Here is a 20,729-nt window from a genome sequence, read left to right as displayed (position 1 = left end):
CGGCGTCGGACAGTACGTAGGTGGAACGCTTGCCGATCAGCACCCCGCACTGCCGAGTCGACCGCGACGGCCACGTCGTGATCGTGACCATGGACCGCCAGGAGGCGCGCAACGCCCTCTCCACCGACATGCTCGTCGGGCTGGCGGACGCCTGGGCGTACATCTCCGACCAGAAGGACGTCAGGGTCGGCATCCTGACCGGCGCGGGCGGCACGTTCTGCGCCGGCGCCGACCTCAAGGCCATGGCCAGCCCCAGCCAGGACGAACGCGTCCGTCAGCGGGCGGCCGAGATCCCCAACTACCACTGGCGCGGCCTGCTCCGCGAGGCCATGCCGACCAAACCGATCGTCTGCGCCGTCGAGGGCTACGCCGTCGCGGGCGGCACCGAACTGCTCGTCGGCACCGACCTGAGGGTGGTCGCCGAGAGCGCCACGCTCGGCCTGTTCGAGGCCAGGCGGGCGCTGTTCCCGATGGGCGGCAGCGCGATCAGGCTCACCCGCCAGATCCCCTACGCCTTCGCGATGGACCTGTTGCTCACCGGCCGGCCGGTCGGCGCCCACGAGGCGCAGCGCATGGGCCTGGTCAACCAGGTCGTGCCCGACGGAACCGCGTTGGAAAAGGCCCGCGAACTCGCCGACGCCGTGGCCGCCAGCGGACCGCTCGCGGTCCAGGCGATCCTGCGGGCCCACCGCGACACGGTCGGGCTCCCGGAGGAGGAGGCGCTGAAGATCTCCGACGCCCTGGGCTGGCCGGTCATCGGCAGCGAGGACGCCAAGGAGGGAGCCCTCGCCTTCCGGGAGAAGCGGCCGGCCCGGTTCACCGGTCACTGATGCCCCGGAGCCGCTCCATGGCCTCGACATAGCCCTCGACGAGGTCGAAGATCACCTGCCTGGCCGGTTTGACGTCGTTCATCGTGCCGATGATCTGACCGGCCGGGAAGGTGGCCAGCTCGCTGGCGTCCGACCGGCCGATGCGCCGCAGCGCGTCGCTGACCAGCATGAACTGGAGCGGCATCGGCAGGGTGCCGGGCGAGTCGGCGGCCTCCCAGGCGTCGGTCCACTCGTTCCTGAGCAGCCGGGCCGGTTTGCCCGTCCACGACCGCGACCTGACGGTGTCGCGCGAGGTCGCCGAAAGGATCCGGCGCCTGGCCATCTCGGGGGTGTCGGCCTCCTCGACGGTCAGCCAGATCGAGCCCGTCCACACCCCTTCCGCGCCGAGCGCGAGCCCGGCGGCGACCTGGCGCCCGTCGCCGATGCCCCCGGCGGCCAGCACCGGCACGTCGACCGCGTCGACGACCTGCGGGATCAGCACCATCGTGGAGATCTCGCCGGTGTGCCCGCCCGCCTCGGTGCCCTGTGCCACCACGAGGTCGACGCCGACCTCGACCTGCTTGATCGCGTGGCGGGGCGTGGACGCGAGCGCCGCGACCTTCACGCCCTTGGCATGGGCGAGGTCGACCACGTCGGCGGGCGGCGGGCCGAGCGCGTTGGCGAGCAGGGCGATCGGGTGCTTGAGCGCGGTCTCGACCTGGGGACGGGCGGTGGCGTCGGTCCAGCCGAGCAGCACCCGCCCCGCCGCGCTCTCCGACTCGGCCACGCCGTGCTTGGCGAGCAGGTCGTTGACGAACTTGCGGTGGCCCTCGGGGATCATCCCCTGGAGCCGCCCGACCAGCTCTTCCGGGGCGAAGTCGGCGCCCTCGTAGGAGGCGGGCATGACCACGTCGACGCCGTAGGGCTTGCCGTCGACGTGCTCGTCGATCCAGGTGAGCTCGGTCTCGAGCTCCTCCGGCGTGAAGTAGAGGGCGCCCAGGACGCCCATGCCCCCGGCCCTGCTGACCGCCGCGACGACATCGCGGCAGTGGCTGAAGGCGAAGATCGGGAACTCGATGCCGAACATGTCGGCCGCGCGCGTCCGCATGCCCCGACGCTACAACTGAACTGCAACCTGTTCCAGGTCTTGAATCAGCCCCGGAACAGGTTTATGAAACATGTTCTTTACTTGCCCGGCTCCGGGTCGCGGGGCAGTCCGAGCATCCGCTCACCGATGATGTTGAGCTGCACCTCGGTGGTGCCGCCGTAGATCGTCATGGCCCGGGTGGCCAGGATCGCGCGGTTCCAGTAGCCGGCGTCGCCGAGCTTCCAGTCTGCCGCCGTGACCGCCGCCGGGCCCAGCAGATTCACCGCGCATTCCGAGACGTGCTGCGCGTGCGAGGTCGACAGCAGCTTGCGCACCGACGCGTCGGCGCCCGGCTCGGTGCCGGCCAGCTGCTTCAGGGTGACCCGCAGCGACAGCGCGTTGATCGAGTGGCCCTCGCAGACGACGTCGGCGAGCTCCTGCCGCTCGACCGGCGTCAGCTCCCGGCCGAGCCGCCCGGCCAGCCCCAGCAGGTCGGGGACCGAAGAACCGGTGCCGCCCGCGCCCGACGACAGCGAGACGCGCTCGTTGGACAGCGTGTTGCGGGCCACCTTCCAGCCTTGGTTCACCTGGCCGACCACGAGCTCGTCGGGCACGAACACGTCGTCGAAGAAGACCTCGTTGAACAGGTTCTCGCCGGTCATCTCGGTCAGCGGCCGGACCGTCACGCCGTCGGTCTTCATGTCGACGATGAAGTAGGTGATGCCGTCGTGCTTGGAGCCCTCGCTGGACGTGCGGGCGATGAGGATGCCCCACTCGGCGACGTGGGCCACGCTGGTCCAGATCTTCTGCCCGTTGAGCCGCCAGCCGCCCTCGACCCGCTCGGCCTTCATCTGGACGTTGGCCAGGTCGGACCCGGCCCCCGGCTCGGAGAACAGCTGGCACCAGACGAGCTCGCCGCTGAGCGTGCGCGGCAGGAACCTCTGCTGCTGCTCCTCGGTGCCGTACACGGCGATCGAGGGCACCACCCAGGCGCCGATGATCATCTGCGGCAGCTTGAGCCCGGCCGCCTTGATCTCCTGCTGGATGAGCACCTGCTCCAGCGGCGAGGCGTTCCGCCCCCACGGCTGCGGCAGGTGGGGCATCACGAACCCGGAGGCGGCCAGCGCGCGCTTCTGCTCGGCCCCTTCGAGCGGGACGATCTCGGCCAGCTCGCCGCGGATGCGCTCGCGCAGCGGCTCGGCGTCTTCGGGCAGGTCGAGCCGCATCTCCCGGCTCACCCCGGCCAGGCTCCGCTCGGCGACGCGCTCCTTCCAGTCGGCCGACGACCCCATGAGCGCCCGGATCGTCAGGGCGCGGCGGAAGTAGAGGTGGGCGTCGTGCTCGAAGGTGTAGCCGATGCCGCCGAAGGTCTGGATGGCGTCCTTGGCGCACTGCACGGCGGCGTCGGGGGCGACGACTCCGGCGATCGCGGCGGCGTAGTCGCGTTCGTCGCCGGTGGCGCGGGTGGCGTCCCAGACGGTCGCGCGGGCCTGCTCCAGCGCGACGAGCATGCGCGAGAGCTTGTGCTTGATCCCCTGGAACTGGCCGATCGGACGGCCGAACTGCTCCCGCACCTTCGCGTAGTCGGCGGCGGCGGACACGCACCAGGAGGCCACGCCGATGGCGTCGGCGCCGAGCAGCACGGCGGCCAGGTGGCGCACGGTCTCGGCGGTCAGGCCGTCGAGGACCCGCCCTTCGGCCCCGGACAGCTCGACGCGGGCGACGCCCCGGGTGAGGTCGAGCGCCGGGATCGCGGTGATGGTCGCGGCCGAGGCCTCGACGGCGACCCACGTGTCACCGGCCGGGAGCACCAGGATGTCGGCCTGGGCGGCGCCGAGCACCTGCTCGGCCACCCCGGAGACGGCCCCCTCGCTCGTCGCGGTGAAAGCGCCGTCGAGCGCGAGCGCACCGGTCAGCGAACCGTCGGCCAGCCCTGCCAGCAGGTCGGACTTGGGGTCGGCGGCGTGGATCGCGGCACTGGCCAGCACGGTCGGCACATAGGGGCCAGGGGCGATCTTCTCCGCCAGCGCCTCGACCGCCACCGCCGCCTCCAGCAGGCCGTAGCCGGAGCCGCCCACGTCTTCGGGCAGGTGCAGGCCGAGCAGCCCCTGATCGGCGAGGCCGGACCAGAAGGAGGGTCGCCCGTCCGATTCGGCCCGCACGACCTGCGGCGTGACGAACCGGCCCGCCCAGCCGGTCACCGACTCGCGCAGTGCCTCGTGCTCCTCGCTCAGCCCGATCGCCATATGACCCCTCCACACTCGGCAATGTGGACAGAATCATATTCTAGAAGAAGCTTCGAGGCTACCGGGGGCGTACCGTCTCAAGCAGTGTGTTCAGGTCCTTTCGCAGCTCTTTCCGCGAATCGGGCACCGAGGCGAACAGCATCCCGGGCTTTCCCGATGTCCGCACGAGCACCACGATCGCCTCGGCGGTGTGCCTCCTGCCGCCGGTCTCCCAGGCCACGCGGTAGCCGAGCATCCAGCCGGTGCCACCGGGGATCTTCTGGGAGGCCGTCCACTGGAAGGTCGACTCTTTGGGCTGGTAGCGGGTGACCGTCCAGCGGGCCGCCTTGACGGTCAGGTCGCGCCACGTGGCGGCGGTCTTCGGGGTGCCGGGGTTCGCGCCGGGGATCGGGCTGGAGGCGATGATCGCCTGGCCGGCGCGCTGGCGGAACTGGAAGGGGTCGGGCTTGACCTGCTCCCAGGGGTCGGCGAAGGCGGCGTACACGATCCCGGAGCGGCGGTCGTCGATGAGGCCCGCCATCGCGGTGCCGGTGCCCGAGTAGGTGGCCAGGGTCTTCTGGGCCGGGGGTCTGGGGAGCGAGAGCGCGGTGCGCGACGGTTTCGGGGTCGGCGCCGTGGCCTGCGACTCGGCGGCGGGCAGCACCGCCACCTCGCGGACCGGCTCGTCGGCGGAGAACGCCGAGAAGGCGAACACCACCGCGGCCACCATGACGAGCGCGGCGAAGATCGTCCACAGGATCCGCATCCGGTTGCCGCCGGTCTCCGGGGGTGGGGGCGGCGGGGCCGGGGTCTCGTCGACGGGTGGGCGATAGATCGGAAGTGGGGTGGTTGGCGCGTCGTAGGAGCGTGCCGACGGCCGGGACGGGGTGCCGAGTTCGTCCGCCATGACGGCAGATTACGTCAGAAGTCATGATCGAAGCCGGACGATGGCACGGTCCAATACTTTGTTCGACGGTACTGGAATCCGGTGATCTACCTGGGTAGACAGGGTCGCATGGAATTCTCGCCGGTCATCACCCGGATCGCCGTCCTCGCCTGCCTCGCCGCAGTGCCCGGCTGCTCGAACACGACATCCGGTACGACCACGGCGACCCCCGCGCCCACCAAGAGCATCGCCCCTTCGACGCCCGTGACGCCCAACCAGCAGGCGCTCACCCTGGAGTCGGCCTACGAAGACGTCATCCACCGGGTGCTGCCGTCGATCGTGCAGATCACCACCGGCAACGCCCTCGGGTCGGGCATCGTCTTCGACGCCCAGGGACACATCGTGACCAACGCCCACGTCGTGGGCGATTCCCGGAACTTCGAGGTCACCCTGCCGACGGGCGGCCCGGCCCGCAAGGCCACCCTCGTCGGGTCGTTCCCGGCCGGCGACCTGGCCATCATCAAGGTGGACGACCCGCGCGGCCTCACCCCCGCGACGTTCGGCGACTCGACCAAGCTGCGGGTGGGCCAGATCGTGCTGGCGATGGGCAACCCGCTCGGCTTCTCCGGCACGGTCACCTCGGGCATCGTGTCGGCCCTCGGCCGGACCGTGCTCGGCCCCGCGGAGCGCGGCTCGCAGGGCAGCACCATCACCAACGCCGTCCAGACCTCGGCCCCGATCAACCCGGGCAACAGCGGCGGCGCCCTGGTCGACCTGCGCGGCGAGGTGATCGGCATCCCGACCCTGGGCGCCAACAACCCGGAGCAGGGCCCCGCCGACGGCATCGGCTTCGCCATCCCGAGCGCGACCGCCACCGACATCGGCAAGCAGATCATCCAGAACGGCCGTGTGGTCAACACGCGGCGGGCGGCCCTGGGCGTCCAGGTGGGCACGGCCATCGGCGACAACGGTGAGCCGATCGGCGTGCAGGTCGGCGCGGTCACCAGGAACGGCCCGAGCGCGAAGGCCGGAATCCGGCCCGGCGACGTCATCACCAGCGTGAACGGCCAGGCCACCGAGGACACCGCGACCCTGAGCGAGGTGCTGGCGACGCTGAAGCCCGGCCAGAAGGTGCCCGTCGTGGTGAAGCGGCCCGACGGCAGCCAGACGACCGTGCAGGTCACGCTGGGCGAGCTCGCCGCCGGAAGCTGACAATTCCGTGTAAGAAGTTGGCCCCGACGAACGGCCCGGCGCTACGGTCGGGCTCGTGACATCAGATCTGGATACCTTCATCGCCGGTCTGCCCAAGGCGGAGCTGCACGTCCACCACGTCGGCTCCGCGTCCCCCCGGGTCGTGGCCGAGCTCGCCGCCCGCCACGAGGGCAGCACCCCGGTGCCCGCCGACCCCGAGCGGCTGGCCGACTTCTTCACCTTCCGCGACTTCGGCCACTTCATCGAGGTGTACGTCGCGGTGCTCAACCTGATCCGCGACCCCGAGGACCTGTGGCAGCTGATCCACGGGGTCGGCCGGGACCTGGCGGCGCAGAACGCGCGCTACGTCGAGCTGACCGTGACGCCGTACACCCACCTGATCAACGGCTTCGCCCCGGAGCAGTTCTGCGAGATCATCGAGGACGCCCGCACCTCGGTGTTCAAGGACTTCGGGCTCACCTTCAAGTGGATCTTCGACATCCCCGGCGAGCTGGGCCTCCCGGCCGCCGAGAGCACCCTGCGGATCGCCCTCGACCAGCGCCCCGACGGCCTCATCGGCTTCGGCCTGGGCGGGCCGGAGGTCGGCGTACCGAGGAAGCAGTTCGCGCCCTACTTCGACGCCGCCCGCGCCGCGGGCCTCCACTCGCTCCCGCACGCGGGCGAGACCACCGGCCCCGAGACCGTGTGGGAGGCGCTGCGCGAGCTCAAGGCCGAGCGCATCGGCCACGGCATCGGCAGCGCCCGCGACCGGGCGCTGATGGAGCACCTGGCCGAGCAGCGGATCCCGCTGGAGGTCTGCCCGACGTCCAACGTCTGCACCAGGGCCGTCGCCTCGCTGGAGGAGCACCCGCTGGCCGAACTGGTGAAGGCCGGCGTGTTCGTCACGATCAACTCCGACGACCCGCCGATGTTCGGCACCTCCCTGAACAAGGAGTACGCCGTCGCCGCCGGGCTGCTGGGCCTCGACCGGGCGGGCCTGGCCGACCTGGCCGGAAATGCGGTCAAGGCGTCATTCATGGACGAGCCGAGCAAGCGCTCATTGCTGGCCGAAATAGCAGACTACGCCCGTCTTTAAAGGATCCCGTCGGAAAATAACGGATTCTTAGGCTTTCAAGACGATCATTGGGTCTAAGCTGACTCGAAGCCGCGACCCCCTTGGAGTCCCCATGTCGGAGCCGAAGAATCCGCTGCCGTGGGCGTCCTCGCGTGACGAGAACGCCCCGAAGATCGACACGTCGATCCCTCATTCGGCTCGCGTGTACGACTATTGGCTGGGTGGCAAGGACAACTTCGAGGCCGACCGCAAGGTGGCCGAGGCGACCGCCGCCGCCGCGCCGGGAGTGGTGCAGGGCGCCCGTGACAACCGCGCCTTCCTGGGCCGGGCCGTGCAGTTCCTCGCCGAACAGGGCATCAGCCAGTTCCTCGACATCGGCACCGGCATCCCGACCCAGGGCAACACCCACGAGGTCGCCCAGCGGATCAACCCGGCGGCCAGGATCGCGTACGTCGACAACGACCCGATCGTGATGACGCACGCCCGCGCCCTGCTCCGCAGCAGCCGGGAGGGCAAGACGACCTATGTCGAGGCCGACCTGCGCGACCCGAAGACGCTCCTGGAGCACCCGGAGATCGGCCGGGTCATCGACTTCGACCAGCCCCTCGGCCTGATCATCATCGGCACGCTGATGTTCATCAAGGACGAGGAGGACCCGCTCGGGCTGGTCCGCCAGTACACCGAGGCGCTGGCCCCCGGCTCCTACTTCGCGTGCAGCCACGTGACGGCCGACTTCTTCCCGAAGGTGATCGAGGGGGCCGTCAACGCGTACAACTCCGACGCCCTGGGCTTCACCCCGAGGACGAAGGCGCAGATCAGCGAGTACTTCGAGGGCTTCGACATCGTCGAGCCCGGCATCGTCGCGGTGTCTCAGTGGCGCCCCGACGAGGACCCGTCGCAGGCCCCCGAGCGCGCCGACGGCGCCTACGGCGTGGTCGGCCGCAAGAGCTGAGCCCCGTTGCCGTAGAGCACGGCGCGGAGCCAGTCGTCGCCGAGGTCCAGCCGGACCAGCGCGGCGACGGCCTCCGCATAGTCATACGGGATGTTGGGGAAGTCGCTCCCGAAAAGAATTCGATCTTGTTTACCGAGAAGGCGTGGCCGTTCCGCGGGCGGAAAGGGCCACGCCTTCTCCGTGAACGCCGTGAACGCCATGGTCGTGTCGAGGTGAACGCCGGGAAAACGGTCGGCGAGATCGAGGAATCGGCCGTATTCCGGCAGGCCCATGTGCGCCACCACGATCTTCAGCCCCGGATGCCTCTCCAGCACCGCCGAAATGGGATCGATCCCGGTGAACCGCCCCGGCACCGGCCCCGACCCGCAGTGCGTCACCACCGGCACCCCCGCGTCGGCGATCATCCCCCAGACCTGGTCGAGCAGCGGGTCACGGGGGTCGTAGTCCCCCACCTGCAGATGCGCCTTGAACACCCGGGTGTTCTTTTCGAGCGCTTCCCGTACGTATTCCCGAGCGCTTTCCTCGGGAAAGAAGGTCGCCGTGAGCGCGCAGTCAGGAGTGGCGGCGGCGAATTCCCGCGCCCACGCATTCAGCCACGCCGCCATATCGGGTTTGTGCGGATAGACCATCGAGGTGAAGAGCACCACCCCGAACTCCCGCAGTTTCCCTACGTGTTCTCCGGGGTCGTTGCCGTGGAAAATCGGCCAAGGGAAACCGAGATAGGACTCCGCGCCGGCGAAATAGGCCTGCACCTTGTCGAGCACCCGCTGCGGCATGAAGTGTGTATGAACATCCACGAGGCCCGGCAGCCCCAGCCCCCGCCAGACCTCTTCGACCGTCATGCCGCACAGCCTCTCAGACGAGGGTGATGCCCCCATCGACGGTCAGCACGATCCCGGTCGAGTACTCCTGCGTCATCAGGTAGAGGTAGGCCTTCGCGACGTCCTCGACCTCGCCGACCCGCCCGGCCAGGCTCGTGTCGGCGATCTGCTGGTACATCTCCTCGACGTGCAGCGTCCCCTGCCACAGCGGCGACCGGATCACCCCGGGCGCCACGCAGTTGACCCGCACCGGCGCGAACTCCACCGCGAGCGCCTTGGTCAGCGCCTCCAGGGCCCCCGAGATGGACGCCGGCCCCGCCCAGCCGTACCCCGGGCGGTCTTTGGCCACCCCGGCGGTGACGATGATGCTGCCGCTGTCGGGCATCCGGCTGCGGGCCGCCTTCGCCGCGGCCAGCGCTCCGAAGAAGCGGATCTGGAAGTACTCCCGGGCGGTCGCGACGTCGAGGTACTCGACCGGCGAGATGTAGAGGGGCTCACCGGCCGTGTAGATCAGATGGTCGAGCCGCCCGATCCGCCCGATGACCGCCTCGATGGCGGCCGGGTCGCTGAAGTCGGCGACCTCACCCGACGCCGAGTCGGGCAGCATCTGGAGCGTCTCGCGCACGTTCTCCTCGCGCGAGGAGACCACGACCACCTCGGCTCCGTGCGCCGCCGCGCACTTGGCCGCCCCCAGCCCGATGCCGGAGGTGCCTCCGAGGAGGACCACCCGCTGTCCGTCCAGTTCCATGTGCATCCCCCTTGACCTGGGCAACCCCGGTTTCTGTCATACCCACCGGGCAGTATCCGCCTATGACCAAACCACCAGTCGTATCACCAGAAGAGTGGCAAGCGGCCCGCGAGGAGCTCCTGAAAGCGGAAAAGGAGGCCACACGGGCCGAAGACGCCCTCGCGGCCCGGCGCCGCCGCCTGCCCATGGTCGAGTTCCGCGGCGACTACGTCTTCGAGGGCCCCGACGGCCCCCGCACCCTCCTCGACCTCTTCGAGGGCCGCGACCAGCTGATCGTCTACCAGTTCATGGACACCGGCCCCCGCCGCTTCTGCCCCGGCTGCACCAAGTTCACCGACAACGTCCCGGCGGGGGCCCTGCCCGCCCTGGCGGCGAAGGGCGTGAGCTGGGCGACGATCTCCAACATGCCGCTGTCGCAGAGCCTGCCCTACAAGGCCGAGCGCGGCTGGACGATGCCGTTCCTGTCGTCGCAGGGCACCACGTTCTCCGACGACTGCGGCGCCGGGGGCGGCTTCCTGCTGAGCGTCTTCCTGCGCGACGGCGAGAAGGTCTACCGCACCTACAGCACGACCTCGCGGGGCGTCGACCGCCTGGTCTTCACCCACAGCTTCCTCGACCTCACCCCGTGGGGCCGCCAGGAGGACTGGGAGGACTCGCCGGAGGGCTGGCCGCAGTATCCGACCTACGGCTGAGCCTGCGGGTCTTCTGCGAGCGCCTTCTTGATCCGGGCACTCCAGTCGTCGACGAGGACCTCCCACGTGCCGGCCTCGACCCCGTCCAGGGCGGCCCGCACGACCTCGTCGGGCGGGAGCTTGTCGCCGTCGAAGCCGTCGGTCATGTCGGTGTCGGCCAGCCCGAGGTGGACGCCGGTCACCAGCGTGCCCTGCGCCGCGAGTTCGAGGCGCACCGCGTTGGTCAGCGCCCATTCGGCGGCCTTGGCGACGTGATAGGAGTTGGCGCCCGGATGGGCGAACCACGACATCGCCGAGAGCACGTTCACGATCGCGCCGCCCCCACCGGCCGCCAGGGTCGGCGCGAACCCCCGCACCATGGCGAGCGTGCCGTGGAAGTGGGTGTCGAGGTCGAGCCTGATCCCGTCCAGGTCGCCGGTGACGAGGTCGGTGAAGGTGTTGGTCCCGGCGTTGTTGATCAGCAGGGTGAGGTCCCGGGCCGCCTCCACCGCCCGGCCGACCTGGCCGGGGTCGGTGATGTCGAGGGTGATCGCCTCCACCCGCCCTGAACCGAGATCGATGTCTTCGGTACGCCGCGCGGCGGCGTAGACCTTGCGTGCTCCCCGGTCGAGCAGCCCCTGGGTGAAGGCCCGGCCCAGCCCTCGGTTGGCCCCGGTGACCAGTGCGACGGATCCGTTGATGTCCATGCCGGGTAACCTAAAACCTGACGTTGACGTCAGAGGCAAGGGCGGATTTCCATGCGCATCGGCGAACTGGCCACCCGATCGGGAGTGAGCGTCCGCGCCCTGCGCTACTACGAGGAACAGGGCCTCCTGAGTCCTGAGCGCAGCGCCTCGGGCCAGCGCCACTATCCGGAGGAGGCCGTCGACAGGGTGCGCTTCTTCCAGGACATGTACGCCGCCGGCCTGACCAGCCGCACCATCGCCGCCCTCCTCCCCTGCGTCGACTCGGGCCACACCGACGAAGCCCAGCGCCACCTCCTCCAGCGCGAACGCACCCGCATCGACGACCAGGTGACCCGCCTCCGAACGGCCCTTGGCCGCCTCGACGACATCATCGCCATCACCGCCACCCATCCCCGGTGAAATTAAATACCTCGCATCCGGCAAATGGAGCGGATACGGTTCTCAACAACAGGAGGAGGAGATTCCCGTGACGTACGAAGCCCGGCAGGAACAGGCCCGCAGCCTAAGCTCACAAGAATCGCTCTCCCTGCGCGCCCTGATCCTGCGGCATCGGCATCTCCCCAGCTAGACCGGGGTAGAACCGCGAAGCCGCCAGGGAGTTCCCGGCGGCTTTTTCATTTCCCATGGGCTGATGGCGAAAAGGAATCACATCGGTCCATTCCCATGCCAGATCGTCTAACGGCAGGACGCCCGGCTTTGAACCGGGAAAATGCACGTTCGAATCGTGCTCTGGCAGCGCGAACGTCCGTGGCCCAACGGAAGAGGCACCGGCCCGAGGAGCCGGAGGTTGTGGGTTCGACTCCCACCGGACGTACCAGGCCGCTCTAGCCCAACGGCAGGAGGCACCGTGCTCAGGACACGGGCAGTCGGGGTTCGAATCCCCGGGGCGGCACGCAGGGCCCGTTGGTCTAGTGGTTCAGGACGCCTGACTCTCACTCAGGAGGTCACCGGTTCGAATCCGGTACGGGTCACGACAGAAAGTACGCCCCGTTGGTCTAGCGGTCAGGACGCTCGGCTTTCACCCGAGAGAACACCGGTTCGAGCCCGGTACGGGGCACGCACGGCCGCAAGGTTGGAGTGCTGCTGCGGCCACAGGGAGAACCGCGGGGAACGTTAAGTATGATCGGCGGCGTGGATCTGGACGAAAAAGCCTCCCGCCCCGCCGTCCCCGTCGAAGACGTCGAGCGCGTCCACCAACTGGCCGTCGACCACCCATCGGCCCCGCTGGCCGCCCCTCAGAATCCTCGACAGGCTGGCCGTACGACACGACGCCGAGATCATGCCAGGCTAGCCCGCCCAGACTCCGACCTGTGGACTCCCGGGCTCGCTAGTTCTTTGACCGCTCGATCGCTCTGACCGCGCCGACCTCTGGGCCACAGCTGCCTGGCACCCGGCCAGGAATTCCCCCCAGGACCGCGGCCCCGCTTGGCACCACCTCTATGCCTACCTACCTGACCATCGACCGGCGGATGAATGGTGCAGGCGGGCTGGTATACAAGTTGGGCTGACTTTGCACGCCCGCGGCACCAACTACTAACTGGGCCGCTCGCACCACTATCGCAGCGGCTCCACCCTCGAACTGCACATCCCACAGTTAGGTTCGATGACCCGGAGGCAGTCGACGCATACGGGCCCGCGCGTTTGGCAACGGCGGCGAGGCCGCTTCCCATTGGTGTAATTGGTTCGGCGCCACCGTGCGACCCGCTCACCGTTCTCTGGACCCGAAGCACGTGGCCAGCCGTCGCCCGCTCATCCTGATGGGCCATGGCGGTGGCCAACTCAAGAAGGATCCGAGCATCGTCGCCCTGGCTGCCACATGTCCACCGAACGCAGCTTCGGCGTCGCGAACTGGACGTTCTGGGTCACGACAACAAGCCGATGGACGAAAACTACGATTTCAGCGCGATCGAGATCCGAGCGAAGGTGGAGGGGAACGGCAAGATCTGCCGCAGACTTCGGCGATCCACGGCTTCGTGGAGATGAACTCTTTGGGTAAGATCCGACGCAAAGACGAATGGTCAAGAGGCAGCCATACCCCACTGCGATTCTTGTGGCCGCTTTACACCTTTTGCGCAAGAGCAGTCCACGCTTGGAGGAGGGAGTGCATAACGGGAATTCTGGACAATCAGATCAGAGGTCGATGAGTCAGAATCGGGATCCGAACCAAGCATCCGGATATACAGTTCGCGCACCGCCAAGGTGGGTTCGGCGCCGATCTGTTCGATTAGCCGACGTCGAAGCTGCTCATAGACATGAAGGGCTTCAGATTGGCGGCCGTCCCGGTGAAGGGCCACCATGAGCTGTGAGTGCGCACGTTCTCGCAGCGGGTGCCTGTCGGCCCAGGACCGTAGTCCCCCAATGATCTCGGTGTGCCTACCGAGTGTGAGCCGGAGATCAAAGAGATCTTCAGTAGCCCTGCGATATTCTTCGTTTAGTTGTTCGACCAGAGCGGAAGTGTCGCAATCGAGATCGAGCCCTTCGAAAGGATCGCCGGACCACAGTTGCAGAGCCTGCTCAAGTTCGGCGATCGCGTTGTACTGTAGGCCTCTTCGGCTCGCGTCAGCAGCTCGAGCGGTTCTACTGGTGAATATTGCGGCGTCCAGTTCGTGATCCATGACGCCGAACACGTAGCCACTGGGCATGGTGCGGACTTGTAGGTTCGGCAGGAGACGTCGTAGGCGCGCAAGGTAGGTATTGAGGTTGCTCCTGGCGGACGCCGGTGGATCTCCCCGCCACAGCCGTTCGATGAGACGCCCACTGGAGACAGCAGTGTTTCTGTGGGTCACGAGAATCGCGAGCAGATGTCGGACTTTGCGCTGAGGCATCTCGATGGGCCGGCCACTGTCGTCGATTACCGTGAGTGTTCCAAGCATACGGATCAGCAACGTTCCCCCGTTGTGAAGATGCATGGTTGTGAGATCAGGTCCCTTGATCCAACAAGGGGAACTTATGCGATCTTTATGGGCTAAGCAATACGCATCACGCGATCTTAGGCATATTTCCGATATGCCGCGAATGTGCTACGGGTGTGCTCCCGCGTCCTACGGTCCTCCACGAAACGTCCGATTTCGCGAACTGTGGAGCGGCAATGACGTTGTTACCCGGGAAGCCCCAACGGGGGCTTCTGCGGTCAGGGGCAGTAGCTGTGGCATTTGTCACAGCTCTGTCAACGGTCTCAGTGATCCCTTCAGCAGCCACGGCGATGACAGCCCCGAGCGCCACCTCGATGGAGGAGAAGGTTGTCGAGCGCCCAGATCGGGTGTCGGCAGCTTTGGCAGCGCGCTTGCAGAAGAGTCCTGTACTGATCAGTGAGGAGACGACTGAGTCAAGCGTCACCTACGCCAACGCCGATGGCACGTACACCACCGAGTCAACCAGCGGCGTCGCCCGCATCATGCGGGATGGAAAATGGCTTGCAGTCGATTCCCGCCTGAGGGAAGTCAACGGTGTGTTCAAGCCCCACGTGGCTAAGGCCGACATCGAGGTGTCAGGGGGAGGTAACCGTCCCTTCGCGAAACTCTCCCGCAGCGAAGGTGAATCGGTAGCCTTCTCCTGGAGCTCCACGCTCCCGAAACCAACCGTCAAGGACAACACTGCCACCTACGTCGACGCTGGTGGTCCCGGTATCGATCTTGTCGTGACAGCGTCCCCGACCAGTGTCCGTCACGACATTGTGCTGAGAAGCCGACCCACTGGTCCAGTCTCCTTCACAATCCCGATTACGACCGAAGGGCTGGCGCTGGGCAAAACGGCCGACGGCCGTCTGGAAATGTCCGGCGAGTCAGGCAAGGTCCGTGCTCAGGCAAGCCGTCCGGTCATGTGGAGCGCCGGCACCCCCGGAAAGGCTGGCTTCCACAGCCGACGGGGAGAGCGCGGCAAACTCGGTACGATCAAGCACGAGATCGTGACCAAGGATGGCAACCAGGCTCTGGTGCTCAGCCCAGACGCCGCGTTCCTGGCCGATCCCGCGACGGTATACCCCGTCACAGTGGACCCTACGGTCGTACTGCCGATTAATACCGACGCCGACGTCAACAGCGTCTTCGGGGGCAACGCGACCGGTCCGTTCATGAAGGTCGGCACCGATATCGGCAGCGAAAAGGCCCGCGGCTACCTGAAGTTCAACGCCAGCGGCCTACCGTCCACGGTTACTGCGGCCAAGCTCACCATGCGAAACATGGATGCGCCCTCCTGCGGAACCAATGTGGGCGGCGGCATTCAGGCCCGGATGATCACCAGCGCGTGGGATCCGAATACGATCACCTGGGCGGCGCAGCCGACCAACACCACAACCGATGCCGTGTTGTCCAAGGAAGGCTCGCAAGGTTACTTCGCCGGAGCATGCGGCTCGGGGTTCATGAACTGGGACGTCACCAACATCGTCAAGAAATGGGCTACTGGCACCGCCAATCATGGCTTGGTGCTCCGGGCTCCGACCGAAGGTTCGACCTCCAGCTATTGGGTCTACTCCACCTCAGAGGAGACGGTGGAGTTCAACTTCCCTCCCAAACTGTCAGTGACCTACACCGTTCCGCCAACGGTCGGGACTCTGTCCGTCGTCCCATCTGTCTCGGGCCGCACCAATTCACTCAGCCCAAGCTTGCGCGCTCAGGTGAAGGACGCCGACGGCGGCGTCCTTACTGCCGAATTCGAGGTGCAGCGGAACGGCAGCACGATCTGGACTGGCTCAGCGACCAACGTCACCGCGGGTAGCGAGGCTGCTGCGGTCATCCCGGCGGGCACGCTGGCTAACGGCCAGCAAATCAACTGGCGAGTTCGTACCTTCGATGGCACGACCTACTCGGCATACTCGGCCTGGCAGGCCCTGACTGTCGATACCAGCGTCCCGCAACCTCCCACCATCTCCTGTGTCGGATATCCGGCAGGAGCGTGGACGGCCAAACAGACCGCACCGACCACCTGCACGCTGGACTCCCCGTCAGCGAACGTAACCGGGTATACGTGGCAACTCGGGGACGGACCCACCGCCGCCACCGGTGATCCGGCAACGATCAGCATCGACCCAGCGGAGGGCTGGCACATGCTGAAAGCCCACGCCAACGGTTCCTCTGGCACATCCTCCGCAGACTCCATCTACGCCTTCGGTGTTGGTGTCGGGCAGGTGACCAAACCTGCCGACTCGGACCGCACACAGGCTGCGGTTACCCTGGCATCGCAGGCGAAGCCCGAGTTCACGTCCGTGCGCTACCAGTACTTGGCTGATCTCAGTGGTGATGGCGCTTGGACAGACATTCCTGTTGCCCATGTGAACGTACCGGGCTCGCCAAGTCCGATTTCCAGTTGGCCGCAAACCCGTGCCGACACCAATCAGCACTTCCCAGATCTCATCTGGAACGCGGCTCAGACGCTGGCTCTCCGCGGAGACGGGCCCGTCCAAGTGCGCGCGTGCTTCGTGGGCGCAAACACGCAATGCTCCGAGGAGGTCCAGCTCGTACTTGAGCGAGCGGCCTTCGGCTCCTCCTACGCAAGTGAGCAGGTCGGTCCCGGCGAGGTGTCGCTGTTGACCGGAGACTACTCACTGTCTGCCACTGATGTGTCGGCATTCGCGCTGTCCGTCGGCCGTGGCCACACGACACTGGCACCCGCGGCATCTGGAGTGTTCGGCCCCGGCTGGTCGGCGGCTCTTCCGGTCGCCTCGTCGGAGGTCTCCGCGATGCGGTTCGCCGAACACTCAGCAGACGGATACGTCTTGTTCATGGGCGCTGACGGTACTCAGCTGACTTACACGATCAGGGGCGACGGCAGCTACGTAGGAACCGGCGACGCAGCCAACGGGTCGGCTGTCATCAAGGATTCCGCTACCCAGTTCACCCACGTCAACAGCTTGGGTGTGAAGACGGTCTTCACCTTGGCTAACGGCATCTGGAATGTCAGTTCGATCGACGAGCCAGGCACCGACAACACCACTAGTTACACCTTTGACGGACAGGGCCGGGTCGTCCGGATGCTTGCCCCCGTCCCTGCGGGAGTTAGCTGCTCCCCCACTCTGCTCGCCGGCTGCAAAGCTCTCAACATCGCCTACGCTTCCACCACGACCGCCACGGGTGTGGGTTCCGGCTGGGGCGACTTCGCGGGCCAGATTTCTTCGATTTCGTTCACCGCCTACGACCCTGCCACGTTCGCAATGAAAACCTCGGTCCAGGCTTCGTACTCCTATGACTCGACAGGCCATTTGCGTACAGCCACCGACCCGCGAACGAATCTGGTCACGACCTATTACTACACAGCCCAGGGCCGTATCTCCCAGATAACCCCTCCGGGGTTAACGCCTTGGACCATCGCGTACGACACCACCGGCAGGCTCGCGCACGTAAGCAGGACAAGCCCTCAAGGCGAGCTCACCCAGTCTGTCGCCTACGATGTGCCCATTGGAGGCAGCGGCGCACCCATCGACCTGACCAACGCCACGACTGCGACCTGGGCTCAAACCGATGATCTGCCTCGCATCGGCACCGCGCTCTTCCCGCCGTCACGGGTTCCGTCGAGGAACGGATCGGGCGCCTACATTCCAAGTGCCACCGACTACCCCTATGCAACGCTGGCATATCTCGACGTCAACGGCAGGGCGGTGAACACCGCCAGCTACGGGGCGGGAGCATGGCAGATCTCGGCTACCCGCTACGACGACGACGGCAACAATGTGTGGCAACTGTCGCCGGGTAACCGTGCGCAAGCGTTGGTGCCCACCATCGATACCGACGCCGTGGTCTCTGGAATGTCCAACTCGGCGGACCGGGCTGACGCCTTGGCCACCTCGATCACGTACGACGATACGGGCAACATCCTGACCTCAACCGGACCGGCACACCAGCTCACCCTCGCCTCCGGCCAGGTGGTGTACTCCGCGCGGTTGCGGTCGGAGCACACCTACGACGAGGGCGCGCCCGCTGATCGCGTCGGCGCGGGTCTTGCGACCACAACTACGACCAAGCCGATCGTTTTGGACGGTTCGACCACTCCCGGCAGCGCGGACACCCAGGTCACCAAGGCCGGCTACGACGCGATCGTCGCCGGAGACACGACTGGCTGGCAGTTGTATCTTCCGACCAGTCAAACCAAGGTTGTACCGGGCGGCACCAACATCGTTCGTAAGACGCGCTATGACAGCGCAGGCCGACAGTTCGAGCAGCGTATGCCGATGTCCAACGGTACCGACGGCGGTACCACGGTGTCGTCTTACTACACTGCGGGCACCAATAGCGTCGCGGTGTGCGGGAGCAAGCCTCAGTGGGCCGGGCTCCTATGCCGAACGGCACCGGCGGGCCAGCCAGCTGGCAAGGCACTGCCGATCACAACCTATGCATACGACCACTACGGCCAGTTGAAGCAGACTGTCGAGGACAACGGCACCGCCGCCCGCACCAGAACGACGACTCACGACGCCGCCGGACGTCCGGTCATCAGCGCTATATCGGTCTCTCCGGCGGCTGCGGGCGGGGTTGCGATTCCGAATACCAGCTACACCTACAGCACTACCAATGGTCTACTGACGGCAGTTACCGCCGGCGCACAATCGACCACCACAGCCTACGACTCCCTCGGCCGAATCACGTCTCAGACCGACGCGACCGGAAACATCGCCACAACCACGTATGACGCCGCCAGCCGGGTCTCTTCGACCACGGATGGCAAGGGTACGACAACCTACGGGTATGACGGCAACGACGCCGAAGGACGGGCAGAGCGGCGTGGCCTGCCGACGAGTCTCACCGCCAGCACACACGTGTACTTCGCGGCCTACGACGCTGACGGGCAGTTGATCAAGCAGGTCTATCCGGGCGGACTCACCGCTTCGAGCCGGTACAACACAGCTAGCCAGCAGACCAAGCTGACCTACACCCGGAACACCTCCACGTGGCTCGACTACACGATTGGTTATGGCGTCACTGGGCAGATCGCAAGGCAGGCAGGCCCGGCAGGTGACCAGATATTCGGGTATGACGGCGCCGACCGAATTACCAAGGTCTCCGACACGTATGCGGGGTCCTGTACCACCCGGACCTACAGCTTCAACGCCAATACCGACCGGACGAGCCTCACCACCTACCCCGCTGCAGCGGACAAGAGCTGCTCAACCACGACCACCCCGGCAGTGAAGTCGTATACCTACGACGCCGCCGACCGGCTCACCAACGCGGGATACGTTTACGACGACTTCGGCCGTAGCACTTCGGTACCCGGTTCGCACACGACCGGCGCCGACTTGTCCGTCAACTACTACGCCAATGACATGGTGGCAGAGTTAGCCCAGGAGTTCACCACCAAGAGTTTCACGATCGACCCGCTCGGTCGCATCATGTCCACCACCACGAGCGGTCAGTTCGCTTCCGGCAGCACTACTAATCACTATGCCGACAGCGGGGACAGCCCTGCCTGGATCGACGAGGCCGACGGGACCTGGACCCGGAACATCCCCTCCTTCGGCGGCCTGAGCGCAACGCTGAGCAGCAGTGGAACTCTCCTCCTGCAGCTGACAAACCCGCACGGGGATGTTGTTGCCACTGCCGACCGGCTGAGTTCCAGCATCAACAACTACTTTGAGCAGACCGAATACGGTGCACCTCGAAGCGATAATCTCACTGATCCCGCTCGGTACGGCTGGCTGGGCGGCTCCCAGCGATCCGGAGAAGCCATGGGCGGCATCCTCCTTATGGGTGCGAGGTTGTACAACCCGGCCACCGGCCGATTTCTCTCCGTCGATTCGATTGTTGGCGGAAACGCCAACCCTTACGAATACGGAATCGGAAACCCGGTAAATCGCCATGACATCAGCGGCCGCGGGTTGTCAGGCAGCGGCAAGTGCCCCAGCAGCCCTTGTTACGCAGATGTTAACATGAAAGTAGGCGTATGGCCCGCCTACACGGTGGGCCAGTCCTTTAGCTTTACCTTCAACAAGAAGACCAAAAAGGTCACCGGGTGGAAGAAGTTCACCCCCTACGTCAAGGGTTTACGTAACGGTCTAGTCGCGTCCTCTCCCATCCGCCAGGAAGGCTATTACAACTTCAGCTCGTGGGGCACAAAGAGCGGATACCTCTCCAAGAGATTGGTGCACGTCGGCCTGAAGCAGCCTGGCGGCGGAATTACCGGCCCCGGCAACGTTGGCGGCGGCAGCATGCCGGGCGGAGAGCTATACGACACATTCGAGATCCGCTTCTACGCGCATGGCGATGGGAGTTACACATGGACCATCGCAGACTACTGAACACGGATTAGTTGATGTAATCTGACGCTCTGCCCGAGCCGCCCGGGCAGAGCGTCAACTCAATCTCATCAATTTCCAACCACCGAAGACCGTTGACAATCAAGGCCGGTTCCAGCTCGATAAATGGCCACTTACACAGCTAGCACCTTACTGAAGCCGGCGACCGAACCCATTCAAATGGAACGAGAGACCGATCCACTCGGAAACAAATGATATACGCAACACTAAACAACATACTGTTTAAAGCTATTTTCCATAGGGCAAGCAAGCCCACTCGTATAGTGGACTGGGAACGCTTCGAGATTCTGTGCGCCGTGGCAGGAGACCGCCGACG

At 66.3% G+C, this 20,729-nt stretch carries 14 protein-coding genes and 5 tRNA genes; 12 read left to right on the top strand and 7 right to left on the bottom strand.

Annotated elements, in window-relative coordinates:
- Nucleotides 1-20 precede the first annotated feature (20 nt).
- The gene (locus ACYQ78_RS18080) at nucleotides 21-830 is read left to right on the top strand and encodes a crotonase/enoyl-CoA hydratase family protein (protein WP_459802010.1); all 810 of its coding nucleotides are present in this window, start codon (nucleotides 21-23) and stop codon (nucleotides 828-830) included.
- Here the strand turns inward: ACYQ78_RS18080 and ACYQ78_RS18075 are convergent.
- The 3 genes from ACYQ78_RS18075 to ACYQ78_RS18065 all read right to left on the bottom strand — a co-directional run bounded on the left by ACYQ78_RS18075 (nucleotide 817) and on the right by ACYQ78_RS18065 (nucleotide 5,028).
- On the bottom strand, nucleotides 817-1,917 hold the full coding sequence (locus tag ACYQ78_RS18075; RefSeq protein WP_459802009.1) for an NAD(P)H-dependent flavin oxidoreductase: 1,101 nt from the start codon (nucleotides 1,915-1,917) through the stop codon (nucleotides 817-819). The two genes, ACYQ78_RS18080 and ACYQ78_RS18075, sit on opposite strands and share 14 nt — an antisense overlap.
- A 77-nt stretch (nucleotides 1,918-1,994) precedes the next feature.
- Nucleotides 1,995-4,142 carry an acyl-CoA dehydrogenase gene (locus tag ACYQ78_RS18070; RefSeq protein WP_459802008.1) on the bottom strand — a complete coding sequence of 716 codons (2,148 nt, stop codon included), beginning with the start codon at nucleotides 4,140-4,142 and terminating at the stop codon, nucleotides 1,995-1,997.
- A 58-nt stretch (nucleotides 4,143-4,200) separates the two neighbouring features.
- The gene (locus ACYQ78_RS18065) at nucleotides 4,201-5,028 is read right to left on the bottom strand and encodes a hypothetical protein (protein WP_459802007.1); all 828 of its coding nucleotides are present in this window, start codon (nucleotides 5,026-5,028) and stop codon (nucleotides 4,201-4,203) included.
- Between the two features lie 108 nt (nucleotides 5,029-5,136).
- On the opposite strand from ACYQ78_RS18065, the gene ACYQ78_RS18060 reads away from it, so the two are divergent.
- From ACYQ78_RS18060 to ACYQ78_RS18050, 3 genes are all read left to right on the top strand, one after another.
- Entirely contained in the window at nucleotides 5,137-6,219 is a 1,083-nt protein-coding gene (locus ACYQ78_RS18060) for a S1C family serine protease (protein WP_459802006.1), read from the top strand.
- A gap of 55 nt (nucleotides 6,220-6,274) precedes the next feature.
- Complete coding sequence (locus ACYQ78_RS18055) at nucleotides 6,275-7,294, top strand: adenosine deaminase (protein ID WP_459802005.1); 1,020 nt, start codon at nucleotides 6,275-6,277, stop codon at nucleotides 7,292-7,294.
- A 91-nt stretch (nucleotides 7,295-7,385) separates the two neighbouring features.
- Nucleotides 7,386-8,225, top strand: a complete 840-nt coding sequence (locus ACYQ78_RS18050) for an SAM-dependent methyltransferase (RefSeq protein WP_459802004.1) — start codon at nucleotides 7,386-7,388, stop codon at nucleotides 8,223-8,225.
- Here ACYQ78_RS18050 and ACYQ78_RS18045 read toward each other — a convergent pair.
- A complete protein-coding gene (locus tag ACYQ78_RS18045; protein WP_459802003.1) occupies nucleotides 8,198-9,067 on the bottom strand; it encodes an amidohydrolase family protein in 870 nt (289 codons plus the stop codon). The two genes, ACYQ78_RS18050 and ACYQ78_RS18045, sit on opposite strands and share 28 nt — an antisense overlap.
- Before the next feature lie 13 nt (nucleotides 9,068-9,080).
- Nucleotides 9,081-9,794, bottom strand: a complete 714-nt coding sequence (locus tag ACYQ78_RS18040; RefSeq protein WP_459802002.1) for an SDR family oxidoreductase — start codon at nucleotides 9,792-9,794, stop codon at nucleotides 9,081-9,083.
- Between the two features lie 62 nt (nucleotides 9,795-9,856).
- Here ACYQ78_RS18040 and ACYQ78_RS18035 point away from each other — a divergent pair, with 62 nt between their 5' ends.
- Nucleotides 9,857-10,486, top strand: a complete 630-nt coding sequence (locus tag ACYQ78_RS18035; protein WP_459802001.1) for a DUF899 family protein — start codon at nucleotides 9,857-9,859, stop codon at nucleotides 10,484-10,486.
- Here the strand turns inward: ACYQ78_RS18035 and ACYQ78_RS18030 are convergent.
- Nucleotides 10,477-11,172, bottom strand: a complete 696-nt coding sequence (locus ACYQ78_RS18030; protein WP_459802000.1) for an SDR family oxidoreductase — start codon at nucleotides 11,170-11,172, stop codon at nucleotides 10,477-10,479. The genes ACYQ78_RS18035 and ACYQ78_RS18030 overlap by 10 nt on opposite strands.
- A 51-nt stretch (nucleotides 11,173-11,223) precedes the next feature.
- Here ACYQ78_RS18030 and ACYQ78_RS18025 point away from each other — a divergent pair, with 51 nt between their 5' ends.
- The 6 genes from ACYQ78_RS18025 (at nucleotide 11,224) to ACYQ78_RS18000 (ending at nucleotide 12,229) form a co-directional block, all read left to right on the top strand.
- A complete protein-coding gene (locus ACYQ78_RS18025) occupies nucleotides 11,224-11,571 on the top strand; it encodes a MerR family transcriptional regulator (RefSeq protein WP_459801999.1) in 348 nt (115 codons plus the stop codon).
- A gap of 265 nt (nucleotides 11,572-11,836) precedes the next feature.
- A tRNA-Gln gene (locus ACYQ78_RS18020) sits at nucleotides 11,837-11,908 on the top strand.
- Between the two features lie 5 nt (nucleotides 11,909-11,913).
- A tRNA-Leu gene (locus ACYQ78_RS18015) sits at nucleotides 11,914-11,989 on the top strand.
- Nucleotide 11,990: 1 nt separating this feature from the next.
- A tRNA-Leu gene (locus ACYQ78_RS18010) sits at nucleotides 11,991-12,064 on the top strand.
- 5 nt (nucleotides 12,065-12,069) lie between these two features.
- Nucleotides 12,070-12,143: transfer RNA gene (locus ACYQ78_RS18005), tRNA-Glu, on the top strand.
- Between the two features lie 13 nt (nucleotides 12,144-12,156).
- Nucleotides 12,157-12,229 (top strand) — tRNA-Glu (locus ACYQ78_RS18000).
- 961 nt (nucleotides 12,230-13,190) lie between these two features.
- Here ACYQ78_RS18000 and ACYQ78_RS17995 read toward each other — a convergent pair.
- Nucleotides 13,191-14,081: an AfsR/SARP family transcriptional regulator gene (locus tag ACYQ78_RS17995; RefSeq protein WP_459801998.1), complete on the bottom strand. Its 891-nt coding sequence runs from the start codon at nucleotides 14,079-14,081 to the stop codon at nucleotides 13,191-13,193.
- Between the two features lie 293 nt (nucleotides 14,082-14,374).
- Between ACYQ78_RS17995 and ACYQ78_RS17990 the strand changes: the two genes are divergently transcribed.
- Nucleotides 14,375-20,395, top strand: coding sequence for a DNRLRE domain-containing protein (locus ACYQ78_RS17990; protein WP_459801997.1), 6,021 nt, complete (start codon nucleotides 14,375-14,377; stop codon nucleotides 20,393-20,395).
- Nucleotides 20,396-20,729 lie beyond the last annotated feature (334 nt).

The sequence above is a fragment of the Herbidospora sp. RD11066 genome, from assembly GCF_054661255.1.
This window is presented reverse-complemented; position numbering and strand designations above follow the sequence as displayed.

Excerpts from the sequence above, each read along its gene's own strand:
- ACYQ78_RS18070 (WP_459802008.1), bottom strand. The coding sequence starts at position 4,142 with ATGGCGATCGGGCTGAGCGAGGAGCACGAGGCACTGCGCGAGTCGGTG.
- ACYQ78_RS17995 (WP_459801998.1), bottom strand. The coding sequence starts at position 14,081 with ATGCATCTTCACAACGGGGGAACGTTGCTGATCCGTATGCTTGGAACA.
- ACYQ78_RS18050 (WP_459802004.1), top strand. The coding sequence starts at position 7,386 with ATGTCGGAGCCGAAGAATCCGCTGCCGTGGGCGTCCTCGCGTGACGAG.
- ACYQ78_RS18030 (WP_459802000.1), bottom strand. The coding sequence starts at position 11,172 with ATGGACATCAACGGATCCGTCGCACTGGTCACCGGGGCCAACCGAGGG.
- ACYQ78_RS18045 (WP_459802003.1), bottom strand. The coding sequence starts at position 9,067 with ATGACGGTCGAAGAGGTCTGGCGGGGGCTGGGGCTGCCGGGCCTCGTG.
- ACYQ78_RS17990 (WP_459801997.1), top strand. The coding sequence starts at position 14,375 with ATGACAGCCCCGAGCGCCACCTCGATGGAGGAGAAGGTTGTCGAGCGC.
- ACYQ78_RS18060 (WP_459802006.1), top strand. The coding sequence starts at position 5,137 with ATGGAATTCTCGCCGGTCATCACCCGGATCGCCGTCCTCGCCTGCCTC.
- ACYQ78_RS18035 (WP_459802001.1), top strand. The coding sequence starts at position 9,857 with ATGACCAAACCACCAGTCGTATCACCAGAAGAGTGGCAAGCGGCCCGC.
- ACYQ78_RS18025 (WP_459801999.1), top strand. The coding sequence starts at position 11,224 with ATGCGCATCGGCGAACTGGCCACCCGATCGGGAGTGAGCGTCCGCGCC.
- ACYQ78_RS18075 (WP_459802009.1), bottom strand. The coding sequence starts at position 1,917 with ATGCGGACGCGCGCGGCCGACATGTTCGGCATCGAGTTCCCGATCTTC.
- ACYQ78_RS18040 (WP_459802002.1), bottom strand. The coding sequence starts at position 9,794 with ATGGAACTGGACGGACAGCGGGTGGTCCTCCTCGGAGGCACCTCCGGC.
- ACYQ78_RS18065 (WP_459802007.1), bottom strand. The coding sequence starts at position 5,028 with ATGGCGGACGAACTCGGCACCCCGTCCCGGCCGTCGGCACGCTCCTAC.